Below are 14,273 nucleotides of genomic sequence, written 5' to 3' on the forward strand. Positions count from 1 at the left end.
AAAATTACTATTTTAAGAACAAAACTTACTATAATTATATAAGAAAATAAGGTATTGTCAATATAGAGATAAAAATCTAAAAGGTAAGGAGTGAGTAGATGTTTATTGCTGGTATTGATATAGGAACTACAGGGTGTAAATGTACAGTATATAGTAAACAAGGACTTTTTTTAGAAGAATCATATAGAGAATATAATTCGGAAATTACGGAAGAAGGCCATATTTTAAAGCCTTTAGTTGTATGGAATAGTATTAAAGAGGTTATTAAAGAGACAGTTGAAAAAGTAGGTAAAATTGATATTATTGGAGTTACTTCTTTTGGTGAAGCAGCAATATTGTTAGATGAAAAAGATAATCCATTAATGGATTCATTACTTTATACTGATCCTAGAGGTAAGTATGAATGCGAAGAATTAGTAAAATTTTTCGGGAAAAATTATATGAACAAAATTACAGGTTTAAATCCAGATTCAATGTATACTATTTCAAAAATAATGTGGATTAAAAAACATAGACCTGAATTATTTGAACTATGTAAACGTATTTGTTTATTTGAGGATTATATTGTATATATGCTCACTGGAATATGTCAAATTGATTATTCTCTAGCTACTCGAACCATGGCTTTTGATATTAATGGATTGCAATGGGACGATAAAATTTTAGAATTTGCTAAAGTTAAAAAGGAATTATTCTCAAAAGTTGTTCCTATAGGAACGAAAGCAGGTAATGTTAAATTGTCTTTAGCAAATGAGTTAGGTTTAGGTAGGGCTACTATGGTAGTATCAGGCTGTCATGATCAAATTGCAGCAGCTATTGGTACCGGGGTTTATAAAGAAGGCATGGCTGTTGATGGGACAGGAACAGTGGAATGTATCACTAATGTTTTTAATGGTAACAATTTCAATGTGAATAAAGAAATGCTTTATAAAGGCAGCTATGCTATTGTTCCATTTTTAAATGATATGAGTATCGCTTATGCTTTTTCGTTTACAGGAGGAGCTTTATTAAAATGGTATCGCGATAAGCTTGTCAATATGGAAAAAGAGATTATAAATAATAGTGGAAAAAGCAGCTATGATTATTTTAATGAAAAGGTAGATATGACCAAACCATCTGGATTATTGGTTTTACCATATTTTGCAGGTGCAGGAACACCTAATATGGATGGAACAGCAAAAGGTGGAATAATAGGACTTACATTAGATACTTCTAGTAGTGATATTTATAAAGCTTTGATGGAGGGTGTCACATATGAGATGCGTTTAAATATAGAAAAACTTTCAGAAGCTGGAATTGAAATCGATAGTATACGTGCTACAGGGGGAGGTGCTTCTTCTGAAATATGGCTTCAAATAAAGGCAGATATATTAAAAAAACCGGTTATATCTCTTGGTGCGGCTCAATCAGGGACACTTGGATCTATTATGTTGGCTGGGTTAGCTTGTGGTATTTATACTTCTATGGAAGAGGCAGAAAAAGTATTTGTTAAACTCAAGAAAACTTACGTTCCTAATGAATGTATGAGTAAAAAATATGATGAAATATATGAAAAGTATACGAAGGCATATGATTTGATAAAAAATATTATGTAAAGCAATTTAAAATATAGGAGGAAAATATTATGAAAAAGACAACATTTGCATTATTCTTTGGAAACAGAGGTTTTATGCCGGAAGAATTGATTCTTGAGGCTAGAAAAGATGTAGTTCAGGCAGTAGAAAATGCTGGATTTGATTATATTATGATGGATGAAAAATCAACTCGCTTTGGTGCAGTTGAAACTAGAGATGAAGGAAGAATTTATGCGAAATGGCTAGACCAGCACAGGGGAGAATATGATGGAGTTATACTATCAATGCCAATATTTATTGATGAAAATGGTGCTATTACAGCTTTAGAAGAAGCTGGAGTTCCTATATTAATGCAAGCTTATCCTGATGAAATTGGTAAGATGGGATTCACTACTAGAAGAGATGCATATTGTGGTAAATTCAGTGTAACTGATGTTTTTGAACAGTATAGAGTTCCATATACACTTTTTGGACCACATGTAGTTCATCCTCTATCAGAAGTTTTTAATGAAAATTTAAAGGATTTTGCTGGGGTTTGTCGAGTTGTTAGTGGAATGAAAAAATTTAATGTGGGTTGTATAGGGGCTAGAACTACTGCTTTTAAAACAGTTAGATATGATGAAGTAACGGTGCAACGTTATGGCATTAATATAGAATCTTTTGATTTATCAGAATTGATTAGCAAGGTTCAGAAAAAAGAAGATACAGAAGAAGCGGTATTAGCAAAGATAGATAGATTAAATCAATATTCTAATTTTTCTTGTGTACCAAAACACAATATGAACAACTTAGCTAAGGTAGCTGTTGTTATTGATGAATATATAGAAGAGTATAAATTAGATGCTATCACTCTTAGATGTTGGATGGAAATGCAAAATGTGTTACATGTAAGTCCTTGTGTTATTTTAGGTGAGTTAAACGATAGAGGAATTGCTGCATCTTGTGAAATGGATTTATGTTCAGCTATTACTATGAGAGCAATGTATTTAGCTTCAAGAGAGGCAACTACTTGCTTGGATTGGAACAATAATTATGGGAATGAAAAAGACAAGGTTATTTTATTTCATTGTGGACCAGTACCTACATCATTAATGACAAATAAAGGGAATATTACGGATCATAAAATGATAGCTAAGTTTGAACCAGGCATAGCTTGGGGAACGAATGAAGGCAGAATAAAGTCTTTTCCAATGACTTTTTCTAATTGTAAGACAGAAGATGGGAAATTATACATTTACGTAAGTGAAGGTGAATTTACGGAAGATGAGATAGAAAATGGATTCTTTGGATGTGGAGGGGTAGCTCACATTGAAAATCTAGAGAATAAGTTGAGGAAACTTGCAAGAAATGGATTTAAGCACCATACAACTGTAGGAGTAGGTAAGATGAAAAAAGTTTTAGACGAGGCATTCCGTTACTATCTAAAATATGAAGTAGTTGATATAGACAATTAACCATATATAAATAGTTTGGAGGAAACACATGAAAAATAATCCGTATATTGGACACAGTTTGCAATTGAGTGGTGTAGAAGAACACCGTTTGATTGGAGGAAAAGGCGATGGAATGAGACTTTTTGAGGTGAGGAATGGCTTGGGGTTAGCATTTACAGTTTCATTAGATAGATGTGCAGATATTTCAAGGTTGAGTTTTAAAGGAGATAATTATGGATATTTCTCTCAAGCAGGATATGTATCACCAGCTTACTACGATGGAAAAGGTGAAGGATTTTTGAAATCTTTCACTGGAGGATTTTTGACTACATGTGGTTTGTCAGCAGTTGGAGTTCCTTGTGTTGATGAAGGAGAAGAATTACCATTACATGGGAGTATTGGTAATACACCAGCTGAACATGCTTATTGGACAGAAGATGATAAGAAAATAACCATAAATGCGGTTATAAATCAATCAATGATGTTTTCGGATAAATTAATCCTTCATAGAAAGATTATATGTTCTAAGATTAAAAATGAAATTGTAATAGAAGATACAATAGAAAATGTAGGAGATAAAAAAGTTCCATGCATGATTTTATATCATATGAATATAGGTTATCCTTTATTGAGTGAAAAAGCTAAGTTAGAAATTCCTTCTATAGAGGTAAAGCCAAGAAATGATCATGCTGCAAAAGATATAGGTAATTGGAATCAGATGTTAAAACCTCAAGTGGGATTTGAAGAACAATGTTATTACCATTTATTTAATAAAACAGGTATGGCCACCATTTACAATTCTGATATTAAAAAAGGTTTAAAAATGACATTTGATGCTAATAACTTAGATTACTTTGTTCAATGGAAAATGATGGCGGTAAAAGACTATGTATTAGGTTTGGAGCCAGGTAATTGTCATGCAGATGGAAGAAACATTATGAGAAAAGATGGAACCTTAAAGTATTTAAATGTAAATGAACAAGTTACTTATCAAATAAAATTAGAAATATTGGAGGAAGATATATGTTAGTTACAATGAAAGAAATATTAAAAATTGCAGAAGAAAGAAATATTGCAGTAGGGGCATTTAATACTCCTAATTTAGAATGTATAATGGCAGTTATCAATGCGGCTGAAAAGGGTAACTATCCAGTTATGATTACGCATGCAGAAGTTCATGAAGATGTTATGCCTTTGAGTGTTATAGGACCAATTATGATAGGAATGGCAAAAAATGCAAAGGTAGAAGTATGTGTACATTTAGACCATGGGGATACTTTGCCTTATATTGAGCGAGCTTTAAAGTTAGGATTTACATCTATTATGTATGATGGGTCATTATTATCTTATGAGGAAAATGTAAATAATACAAAAAAAGCAGTAGCTTTAGCAAAAAAATATGGAGCAAGTATAGAAGCTGAAATAGGGATTCTGGGTGGTAGGGAATCAGGAAGCAAACCAAGTGAATTGACAATTGAAGAAATGTATACAGATCCTTATGTAGCTAAGAAATTTGTAGAAGATACTGGAATTGATGCATTAGCTGCCTCTTTTGGAACAGCTCATGGATTTTATAAAACAAAACCTAAATTAGATTTTGAAAGAATAAAAAAGATAAAAGAATTGGTGGATATTCCATTGGTAATGCATGGTGGTTCTGGTGTTAGCCCAGAAGATTATAGAACGGGGATAAGTATAGGAATACGTAAAATTAATTATTATTCGTATATGTCTAGAGTTGGAGTAGAAGCTATTAGATCCAAATTGGAAAATGAAGAAGTGCAATTTTTCCCAGATTTAGCTAAAGCTGCAGTAGAAGCAATGGAAGCTGATGCAGAAAAAGCACTAAAGGTATTTTGCCAAAATTAATAAATAATAAAAAAATGTAAATTTGGACTAAAATTACGGTTAGAATGATTTTAGGTATTATAAAAACACCACATTAATGTGGTGTTTTTATAATGTTATTTAATTAAAGTATATATGTGGAAATTAAAGTAGTATTTGATGTGCTATAGAAAAGTAGTGTAAACATATAATTAATAAAAATAGTATAAAAAAAAGATGATTATATGGTAGAATAGTTAATAAAATAACTTTAAGGTGGTGAGAGCGTGAATATAATAACACAAATTGATTTGTATATTTATTCTGCTATTATTCTATTAATAATTTATTTTTATATAAAAACAGAAAAGGTGAAAAATGATTTATCAATTATATATTTCGAATTAATTATCTATGTGTGTTTGTGGATGCTAATATTAGAAGCCATTTCATGGGTATTAGACGGCAATAGTTATATAATTAACTACTGGTTAAATTGGATTTTACTCCTGAGCAATCCATTACCATTAGTATCCTGGCTTTTATATTTTGATTATAAAATTCATGAGGACCATAAGAAAATAAAAAAGAATTTTAAAATATATATGATTCCATTCATAATTATTTTTGTATTGTTAATTTATAATAATTACAATCCGATTATTTTCACAATAGATAATAATATGATGTATACACGTTTAAAAGGAATGTATATATTTCCGATTTCAGAGTATTCTATGTTCATTATTTATTTAATCAATTTAAGAAAGTATAAAAATCACATTGATGGTAGATTAATTAAAACCTTGCTATTAGTATCTATAGTTCCCAGTATTGCAGCATTAATTCAGATTTTTGTTTATGGAGTAACACTATCATGGGCAACTATGGGATTAATGGTGTTTATTACATTTATATATGTTGAGCGTGAAACTTTACTAAAAGATCAACTAACAGGATTATCTACAAGAGCACAATTAGAAAATAGATTAGCATTTAAGTTGAAAAGAAAAATTGCATTTTCTATTATTATGATAGATATGAACGATTTTAAGGTAATAAATGATACTTATGGTCATGATGAAGGGGATATAGCTCTTAAAACAATAGCATCAATTTTACATCAGTCGGTTAAAAGAGAAGATATGATTTGTAGATATGGTGGAGATGAATTTGTTTTATTAGTGGAGTCAGATAATCTTAATGCTGGAGAGCTGATTATTGCAAGAATACAAGAGAAAATTAAAACTTATAATAATAAAGAAATAAAATCATATAAATTATCAATTAGTTGTGGAAGTAAATATGTACATCTGTTTAACAATATAGATAGTTTTTCTATTTTGCGTGATGCAGATAAACAAATGTATAGAAATAAAATGATAAAGAAAAATATGTCCTATTAAAAGTAAGAATCATAGTTTTTAGGAAGTATGTAATTTTAGTGAGGGAGTACAATTAATGAAAAAAATAGGGATGAGAAATATTAAAACTGCTATAGCAGTAGTTTTAGCCTTGGGGATATCTAGGTTAATGAAAACAGAATATCCCTTTTATTCTGCTATTGCGGCTATAATATCTATGCAGAGTAGTATTATTGAGTCTTTTAGAGTGGGTAAAAATAGAATGTTAGGTACAATTGTTGGTGCAGCTGTGGGGTTGATATTTTTTCTTATTAGTCCAGGAAATTTAATATTGAGTGGTATAGGAATTGTAGTAGTGATATATATTTGTGATTCGCTTGGTTGGAACAAGGCTGTTAGTATAGCTTGTATTGTGTTTTGTGTTATTATGACTAATTTATCTGGAAGAAATCCTTTTTTTTATTCTATTTCAAGGATTTTGGATACTTTTATAGGTATAATAATAGCAGTGGCAGTTAATTACATAATAAAGCCACCAAATAATTAAGACAATTTCATTGAAATAGGTGAATAGCATGAAAGCGAGTTTTTAGGTTAATTAAATAAAAATATAAATTATATAAAAAAATAATAAAAATAATAAAAATAATAAAAATAATGAATATTAATTTATTTTTGGGATAATAATTTAAATGATAACACTTATCCCTTATCCCCCAATTTAAAAGGTACCGGCATTAGCCGGTACTTTTGTTTGTATTTGTAAATTATATTCAAGATTATTAATTTAGTTAAGTTGTTGAAACTGATATAAAATTTTTTATGTTATCTGATAAATATTTATTTTTGTGATATATAATATGAAAATTTCGTTGAAACTTCACATCCTTTATTATAATAGGATGAAGTTTTTTGTCTTCTAATTCTTTTTCTATTAGTAATTTAGATATAACAGTTAAGCCTTGACCACAGATAACCGCATTTTTAATTGCTTCTGAATTATTACAAATCCATTTTTCATTTATAGTAACCTGAGACTTTTCAAGTGCTTTCTCAAAAAACTCTCTTGTCCCACTACCTTTTTCTCTAAGAATAAAATCTGAATTTTCAAGTTGTTCAATATTGATTTCTTTTAAATTAGAAAACTCATGATCCATAGAAGAAACAAGTATAAGCTCATCATAAATAATTGGGATTTTAACAATATAAGGGCTTTTAACTTTACCTTCAACAATGCCTATATCAAGGCGGCTTTTTAACATCATATCTTCAATTACACCAGTGTTTTCCACAAAAACTTTTGTTTTTACTTCAGGATGATTTATTTGGAATTTTTTTAAAATATCATTTATTATACAAGTGCCAACTGTTATTGTAGCACCAATTTTTAAGGTTATATTTTTAGAATTTAAAATTATATTTTCTTCCATTTCATTAAATGAAGAAACAATATGCCTTGCATAACTTAATAATTTTTCTCCGGATTCTGTAATATAAAGTTTTTTAGATAATCGTTGGAATAATTTTATTCCATAATATTTTTCCAATTCCGAAATGGCTTGGCTCACAGTTGGTTGAGAAATATGTAAATTTTCAGCAGCAAGGCTCATTTTTCCATAATCACAAACAGCGATAAAAACTTGTAGATGTCTAATTGTCATATTTATACCCACTTTCATAGGTAAATACCTATCATAATAATTATATATTACTATTTTACAATATACAATCCAAGTTTTAAAATAGGATTATCATATAGGGATAACTATAGCGAAAATTTGTAAATATATAATGAGGAGTGAATATTATATGGATATATCATTAGAACAAAGAAAAAAGCTTAAATCACAGGGATTTTTATCTAATAAAGATGGAGAACATTTTTCAGCAAGAATCATTACAGAAAATGGAGTTCTAAACCACAAACAACTAAAAAACTTAAGTGAAGCTGCTGAAAAATTTGGTGATGGACAAATTGCTTTTACTTCAAGAATGACAGTAGAAATACCAAGTATTAAATTTGAAAATGTAGAAAATTTAATAAATCATATTGGGGTGGAGGGGATGGTGACAGGAGGAACAGGCGCTAAAGTTCGTCCTGTTGTAGCTTGCAAGGGAACAGTTTGTACATTTGGATTAATTGATACTCAAGAAATTGCAACTGAAATTCATAAAAGATTTTTTCAAGGATATGGGGATATAGTTCTTCCGCATAAATTTAAAATTGCGGTTGGGGGATGCCCAAATAATTGTGTAAAACCTAGTCTTAATGACTTGGGTATTGTAGGACAAAAAGTACCCAATTATAATAGTGAATTATGTAAGGGATGTAACAAATGCGGCATTGTAGAGAATTGTCCTATGAAAGCAGCAAGCTTAAAGAATAAAAAAATGATTATTGATAAAGATGTTTGTAATAATTGTGGAATTTGCAGTTCTAAATGTTATTTTGGTGCAATGGGAGAAACAAAACAACAATACAAAGTATACATAGGTGGAAGATGGGGTAAAAAAATACGTATAGGATCTCCTTTAGATAAGTTGTTTTCAAAAGAGGAGGCTTTAAATATAATAGAAAATACAATTAACTTATATAAAGATAAAGGTATAAAAGGAGAACGATTTGGAGAAACAATTGATAGAATAGGATTTAAGAATATCGAAAAAATATTGATATCTAGAAATTAGATATTTTAAACAAAGCAAGCATAAGTAAACTTATAAAAAAGTTATTGTTATGTAAATAAGCATAGAATAGCTTTTTTTATTTAGTTATTTATAAATTTTTAAATAAAAAACAAATTGTAAAATTTAATATATTTATTGATTTGATGGAAATAAAGGTATATAATTAGTCGACTACCTAACGTAAGGTAGGAAACTTTAAAAAGGTGGTTTTAATTTGGAAACAAGAAAAAAAATCATGAACTCAGCATTTGAGTTATTTGCTAAAAAAGGTATTAGTTTTTCTTTAACAGAAGTTGCCAGTGAAGTGGGGATTAAAAAGGCTTCAATTTATGCGCATTTTCAAAGCAAAGAAATGTTATTGAAAGAAGTAATTGATAAAGAATTAAAAGAATATTTTTTTGAAATAAATCAAGAAAATGATAATTTAGAAAAAATTTTTTATGGTGTTCTAGACTATTATAATAATTCACAAACAAAGCTATTGTTTTGGAAAAGATTGCTTTTATTACCTCCTGAGGCAATAGAAGATTCAATATTAGATAAAGTTCACAAGCTTTCAGAGGATAGATTTCAAATAGTAAAAGAATTAATTGTTTCTGAATCAAAAAAAGGTAGGATAAAGATAAATTGTGATGAGGCATTCTGTTTAATGTTTTTTTCTTTAATTCATGGATTATTATCCAGTGAACTAATTTATCATCCTTATAATATTAGAGAACACTATGATATTATTTGGAATCAATTCTGGTTAAGTATAAAAAAATAGACAAAAATAATTAGGGGGAAGAAAAATTGAAACCAAAATTATTCTCAATTATTAAACATCGAGAAGTAGAATTAACGAAACATCAATTGGGAAACGATATAATAGCAGGAATAATAGTGGCTATTATAGCATTACCTTTATCAGTTGCATTAGCTATTGCTTCAGGAGTGACACCAGAAAAAGGTTTGATTACTGCTATTATTGCTGGATTTTTAATATCTTTTCTTGGTGGAAGTAGAGTACAAATCGGTGGACCTACAGGTGCTTTTGTTATTATTGTATATGGTATTGTGGCACAGTATGGGGTAGCAGGATTAACTGTTGCAACTCTTATGGCTGGTAGTTTTATGGTTTTTTTTGGATTGATGAGATTTGGAGGAATTATAAAATATGTACCATATCCAACAACAACCGGCTTTACAAGTGGAATAGCTATTGTTTTATTATCAACGCAAATCAAGGATTTTTTTGGACTGGCTATCGATAATGTTCCATCAGAATTTTTTGGGAAATGGAAGATGTATATTGATAATATATCCTCAATTGATGTTACTACAGCTATAGTTGGTATTATATCAATTTTGATAATAGTTTTATGGCCGAAAATAGATAAGAGAATACCGGGGTCATTGGTTGCCTTGGTAATAGTCACAGTTGCGGTTAAAATTTTAAATTTACCTGTGGATACTATTGGAAGTCGTTTTGGGGATATTTCTAATACCATTAAATTTGTTAATTTTAAAGACCTTGATATAAGTATCCCTATGATGAAAGAATTAATAAGGCCTGCTATAACTATTGCATTTTTAGCAAGTATAGAATCGTTATTATCAGCGGTGGTAGCAGATGGAATGATTGGAAAGAAACATAATTCAAATATGGAACTTATTGCGCAAGGAATCGCAAATATTTTTTCAGCACTCTTCGGAGGTATACCAGCAACAGGAGCTATTGCTAGGACGGCTGCAAATGTAAAAAATGGAGGACGTACACCTATAGCAGGAATGGTACATGCAATAGTACTTTTACTTATTATGATTTTATTTATGCCTTTAGCAAAATTAATTCCAATGACTACATTATCAGCAATACTTATTATAGTTGCTTACAATATGAGTGAGTGGCGTTCATTTAAAGCATTATTAAAATCCACAAAAAGTGATATAGCGGTACTTTTGGTTACCTTTATGCTAACTATTACATTTGACTTAGTTATAGCTATTGAAATTGGTATGATAATAGCCATGTTTCTTTTTGTTAGAAGAATGTCAGAAAGTACTCAGATTTCAAATATCAATCATTATTATGATAATTTGTTTTATGAAGAAGATGATGACGATGAATTGAATGAAAGCATTAATGATGGGATACATATAGGATTAAAAAGTAAGATAATGGTATATGAAATAAATGGACCATTGTTTTTTGGTGCTGCAAATACATTTCTTGAAATTATGAATGAAGTCAAAAATAATACCAATGTTTTAATTTTAAAAATGAAAAATGTTCCTAATATGGATGCTACTGCTTTTAACGCATTGAGAAGAATTGAAAAAAGATGTAGTAATGAAAAAATTACACTTTTATTTACTGAATTAAATGAACAACCTTTGAAATTGTTACGAGTTTCTGGATTTGTTGAAAAAATTGGAGAAAATAGTTTTTTTGATACTGTGGAAAAAGCGGTAGAATATGCTGATGAATTGGTAATAAATTAATTAACATTCTAGAAACATTTTCAACACCTATTTGTCACATAAATATATTATTATGTTATTAACAAGTAAATAAAAAACTTATCCCCCTAAAATAAGTTAAATATTAAACCCACACCTTGCAAGAGTGAGGGTTTCTTTTTTTGTTAAGATTATTAGCTAATATGACAAGATTTACATATGTAATTCCAAATTTTGCTAAAATTATTATGAAAACAAAGATTTAGTTACATTTTATATTGACAGCTTTTATAATTGCACGGTATAATGTACTAACATTAACATAATAATATTTAAAGCTATGATAGAGAGAAAAATGCTATGTTTTAATTTTAGAGAGCCAATAATTGCTGAAAATTGGTATTAAAGCTTGTATATAATGATCACTCTTGAGCATCCTTACTGAAAATATAAAGTAAGCGAGGACGTTTGCCTACGATATAGGGTTAAAGTTTGTTTAATTAATGATTACACAGATTCTACATTTAAGATATTTCATTTGAAATATGAAGTAAGGTGGTACCACGGATATAACTTCCGTCCCTATAAGTGCATTTATGCGTTTATAGAGACAGAAGTTTTTTTATTTTATTACACAATTTTAGGGGGCATAAAAATGGAAAGAGAAAATTTTGGATCGAAGATTGGTGTTTTAGCTGCAGCTGCGGGGTCAGCTATAGGGTTAGGTAATATTTGGAAGTTTCCTTATATTACAGGAGTTAACGGTGGGGCCGCATTTATTTTAGTTTATTTAGGTTGTATATTATTAGTTGGACTGCCTGTTATGTTAGCAGAATTTGTTATAGGAAGAAAAACTCAAAAGAATGCAGTAGGTGCAATGAAAGAATTAGCACCAGATAAACCTTGGTACTTAGCAGGAGCATTATCAGTAGCAACATCATTTATAATTTTATCATTTTATGCAATAATAGCGGGTTGGGTTTTTTCTTATATGGGAAGAGCGGCTATAGGCAAGTTGACTAGCGTACCAGTGGAACAAATGGAAGCTAATTTTGGAGCTTTAATAGGAAGTGTATATGAACCATTATTCGCTACGTTTTTAGTAATTGCTATAACTGGAGCTATTGTTATTGCAGGTATTAAAACGGGTATAGAAAAATATAGTAAATTATTAATGCCATTATTATTAGTATTATTAATAGCTCTTATGATAAGATCTGTAACACTTGAGGGAGCATCAGAAGGCTTAGCATTCTTATTTAAACCTGATTTTTCATTGTTAACAAGACACGGTGTTCTTGAAGCTTTAGGTCATGCTTTTTATTCATTAAGTTTAGCAATGGGTATTATTTTGACTTACGGAAGTTATGTTAATAAAAAAGAAAATATTCTTTCATTAGCAGTTCAAGTTACAATAGCTGATACTTTAATTGCTTTAATGGCAGGTGTGGTTATTTTCCCAGCAGTTTTTGCCTACGGACTTAAACCAGGGCAAGGACCAGGATTAATTTTCATTACATTACCAGCTGTATTTAAAGCTATGCCTTTTGGTGGATTCTTCGGATTCTTGTTCTTTTTACTAGTAGGGATAGCGGCTATAACATCTACTATATCTTTAATGGAAGTAATTGTTGCTTTTATTACAGAGCAATTTAATATGACTAGAAAAAAAGCAACATTATTTATATGTATAGCATTATTCCTATTATCAATACCAAGCAATTTATCATTTGGACCAATGAGTGGTGTAACTATATTCTTTGGATTTAATTTCTTCGATTTCCTTGATAAATTAACAGCTAATATTTTCTTACCATTAGGGGGAATATTTATCTGCTTATTTACAGCATGGGCTTGGGGAACAAAAAATGCTGTTAAAGAAATTACTAGTGATGGTCTTTATGAATTTAAATGGGAAAAATTATTTACCTTTGCTATTAAATATTTAGCACCAGTTTCAATATCAATTATTTTCTTCAACTCACTAGGAGTATTTAAACTTATTTCTAAATTATTTAAATAATAAATATATGTATTAAGGGACTATGTCAGAGTTAAATATGGCTTAGTCTCTTATTTTATGTTGTTTTTTAATCATCTATTAAGGGAAAAGTTTTTTTGTTTTGTCATAAGTAGCTATACTCAAATGATATTGGCAAATAAGAAGGTCCAATTCTTGGCTAGCTTTAATAATTTCTAGAGAAATAAGATTTGATGGATCTAATGCTATTAGATTATTTAAATAAGTTCTTTTTTCTTCTATAGTAATAAAAATATTTTCCATAAGGAGAGCCTCCAAGTTTATGAATATAAATTATTTTACAAAAAAGATGTCACAAATATGTCACATCTAAGCAATGGTTTTTGAACAAGTTTCACAATGGGATCCCTATAAAATTACACAAAATTAAAAAAAACATAATTCATATGATTGACATATGAGTTATGCATTTTTAGATTATTTATTGTGGTTTAGGTTGCCCTTGACCAGCTGGTTTTTCGCCAGGTCTTTCACCCATTTGTTCGCCTAAATTTTCTAATATACCAGTTAACCAAGTTTTAGTATCTTCATTAGTTAAAGATTCTAATTGCATGCCTTTAAATAATTCTAAAGCTTCCATTGCAATTTTATTTTGAGCTTCTTCATCACTTTCAGCTGTATAATTTTTATATAGCTCTTCTAAAGCAGAAATATTAGCAGCTATTGTTTCATCACTTAAATTAAGTTCTTCTTGCATAGGAGCTCCACCTTGTTTACCTTCAGGAGTAGTACCTTGTTCAGGTTTGGTTTCAAGCGTTCCTTTTTCAGTTGTTTGAGATTCGTTTGCAGCTATAGTAGATTCAACCTGGGTACTTGCGGTATTATTTTCCTGAGGTGTGCATCCTGATGCAAATAGTAATCCAAAGGCTATACTTATACATAATATTAACTTTTTATTTTTCAT

At 29.5% G+C, this 14,273-nt stretch carries 13 protein-coding genes and 1 other annotated feature; of the genes, 10 read left to right on the forward strand and 3 right to left on the reverse strand.

The features are described from left to right. Positions 1 to 98 precede the first annotated feature (98 nt). The 6 genes from BUB83_RS14015 (at position 99) to BUB83_RS14040 (ending at position 6,745) form a co-directional block, all read left to right on the forward strand. Positions 99 to 1,595 (forward strand): FGGY-family carbohydrate kinase, encoded by a 1,497-nt coding sequence (locus tag BUB83_RS14015; protein WP_073339087.1) that lies wholly within the window; start codon positions 99 to 101, stop codon positions 1,593 to 1,595. Positions 1,596 to 1,624: 29 nt separating this feature from the next. Beyond that, positions 1,625 to 3,028, forward strand: a complete 1,404-nt coding sequence (locus BUB83_RS14020) for an L-fucose/L-arabinose isomerase family protein (RefSeq protein WP_073339088.1) — start codon at positions 1,625 to 1,627, stop codon at positions 3,026 to 3,028. A gap of 28 nt (positions 3,029 to 3,056) precedes the next feature. Next, positions 3,057 to 4,037 (forward strand): aldose 1-epimerase family protein, encoded by a 981-nt coding sequence (locus BUB83_RS14025; protein ID WP_073339089.1) that lies wholly within the window; start codon positions 3,057 to 3,059, stop codon positions 4,035 to 4,037. Then, positions 4,031 to 4,876 carry a class II fructose-bisphosphate aldolase gene (locus tag BUB83_RS14030; RefSeq protein WP_073339090.1) on the forward strand — a complete coding sequence of 282 codons (846 nt, stop codon included), beginning with the start codon at positions 4,031 to 4,033 and terminating at the stop codon, positions 4,874 to 4,876. The genes BUB83_RS14025 and BUB83_RS14030 overlap by 7 nt, the downstream gene beginning before the upstream one ends. A gap of 245 nt (positions 4,877 to 5,121) precedes the next feature. Beyond that, positions 5,122 to 6,240 carry a GGDEF domain-containing protein gene (locus tag BUB83_RS14035; RefSeq protein WP_073339091.1) on the forward strand — a complete coding sequence of 373 codons (1,119 nt, stop codon included), beginning with the start codon at positions 5,122 to 5,124 and terminating at the stop codon, positions 6,238 to 6,240. A 55-nt stretch (positions 6,241 to 6,295) separates the two neighbouring features. After that, positions 6,296 to 6,745 carry an FUSC family protein gene (locus BUB83_RS14040; protein WP_073339092.1) on the forward strand — a complete coding sequence of 150 codons (450 nt, stop codon included), beginning with the start codon at positions 6,296 to 6,298 and terminating at the stop codon, positions 6,743 to 6,745. A 244-nt stretch (positions 6,746 to 6,989) separates the two neighbouring features. Here the strand turns inward: BUB83_RS14040 and BUB83_RS14045 are convergent, their stop codons facing one another. Further along, positions 6,990 to 7,859 (reverse strand): LysR family transcriptional regulator, encoded by an 870-nt coding sequence (locus BUB83_RS14045; protein WP_073339093.1) that lies wholly within the window; start codon positions 7,857 to 7,859, stop codon positions 6,990 to 6,992. A 148-nt stretch (positions 7,860 to 8,007) separates the two neighbouring features. On the opposite strand from BUB83_RS14045, the gene BUB83_RS14050 reads away from it, so the two are divergent. The 4 genes from BUB83_RS14050 to BUB83_RS14065 all read left to right on the forward strand — a co-directional run bounded on the left by BUB83_RS14050 (position 8,008) and on the right by BUB83_RS14065 (position 13,351). Next, the gene (locus tag BUB83_RS14050) at positions 8,008 to 8,886 is read left to right on the forward strand and encodes a (4Fe-4S)-binding protein (protein ID WP_073339094.1); all 879 of its coding nucleotides are present in this window, start codon (positions 8,008 to 8,010) and stop codon (positions 8,884 to 8,886) included. 214 nt (positions 8,887 to 9,100) lie between these two features. Continuing rightward, positions 9,101 to 9,652: a TetR/AcrR family transcriptional regulator gene (locus BUB83_RS14055; RefSeq protein WP_073339095.1), complete on the forward strand. Its 552-nt coding sequence runs from the start codon at positions 9,101 to 9,103 to the stop codon at positions 9,650 to 9,652. Positions 9,653 to 9,678: 26 nt separating this feature from the next. Continuing rightward, positions 9,679 to 11,370 (forward strand): SulP family inorganic anion transporter, encoded by a 1,692-nt coding sequence (locus tag BUB83_RS14060; RefSeq protein WP_073339096.1) that lies wholly within the window; start codon positions 9,679 to 9,681, stop codon positions 11,368 to 11,370. A 289-nt stretch (positions 11,371 to 11,659) separates the two neighbouring features. After that, positions 11,660 to 11,915 (forward strand) — a binding site (T-box leader). A 68-nt stretch (positions 11,916 to 11,983) separates the two neighbouring features. Further along, positions 11,984 to 13,351 (forward strand): sodium-dependent transporter, encoded by a 1,368-nt coding sequence (locus BUB83_RS14065; protein WP_073339097.1) that lies wholly within the window; start codon positions 11,984 to 11,986, stop codon positions 13,349 to 13,351. Between the two features lie 78 nt (positions 13,352 to 13,429). Here the strand turns inward: BUB83_RS14065 and BUB83_RS14070 are convergent, their stop codons facing one another. Both BUB83_RS14070 and BUB83_RS14075 read right to left on the reverse strand, forming a co-directional pair. After that, entirely contained in the window at positions 13,430 to 13,612 is a 183-nt protein-coding gene (locus BUB83_RS14070; RefSeq protein WP_073339098.1) for an aspartyl-phosphate phosphatase Spo0E family protein, read from the reverse strand. 178 nt (positions 13,613 to 13,790) lie between these two features. Beyond that, on the reverse strand, positions 13,791 to 14,273 hold the full coding sequence (locus BUB83_RS14075) for a hypothetical protein (protein ID WP_073339099.1): 483 nt from the start codon (positions 14,271 to 14,273) through the stop codon (positions 13,791 to 13,793).

Source organism: Clostridium grantii DSM 8605 (genome assembly GCF_900129965.1).
GTDB classification, from domain to species: Bacteria; Bacillota; Clostridia; order Clostridiales; family Clostridiaceae; genus Clostridium_AF; species Clostridium_AF grantii.

What these genes read in the sequence shown, in the direction of transcription:
- BUB83_RS14020 (WP_073339088.1), top strand. Translation starts at nt 1,625, where the DNA reads ATGAAAAAGACAACATTTGCATTATTCTTTGGAAACAGAGGTTTTATG.
- BUB83_RS14045 (WP_073339093.1), bottom strand. Translation starts at nt 7,859, where the DNA reads ATGACAATTAGACATCTACAAGTTTTTATCGCTGTTTGTGATTATGGA.
- BUB83_RS14025 (WP_073339089.1), top strand. Translation starts at nt 3,057, where the DNA reads ATGAAAAATAATCCGTATATTGGACACAGTTTGCAATTGAGTGGTGTA.
- BUB83_RS14030 (WP_073339090.1), top strand. Translation starts at nt 4,031, where the DNA reads ATGTTAGTTACAATGAAAGAAATATTAAAAATTGCAGAAGAAAGAAAT.
- BUB83_RS14070 (WP_073339098.1), bottom strand. Translation starts at nt 13,612, where the DNA reads ATGGAAAATATTTTTATTACTATAGAAGAAAAAAGAACTTATTTAAAT.
- BUB83_RS14050 (WP_073339094.1), top strand. Translation starts at nt 8,008, where the DNA reads ATGGATATATCATTAGAACAAAGAAAAAAGCTTAAATCACAGGGATTT.
- BUB83_RS14040 (WP_073339092.1), top strand. Translation starts at nt 6,296, where the DNA reads ATGAAAAAAATAGGGATGAGAAATATTAAAACTGCTATAGCAGTAGTT.
- BUB83_RS14065 (WP_073339097.1), top strand. Translation starts at nt 11,984, where the DNA reads ATGGAAAGAGAAAATTTTGGATCGAAGATTGGTGTTTTAGCTGCAGCT.
- BUB83_RS14075 (WP_073339099.1), bottom strand. Translation starts at nt 14,273, where the DNA reads ATGAAAAATAAAAAGTTAATATTATGTATAAGTATAGCCTTTGGATTA.
- BUB83_RS14015 (WP_073339087.1), top strand. Translation starts at nt 99, where the DNA reads ATGTTTATTGCTGGTATTGATATAGGAACTACAGGGTGTAAATGTACA.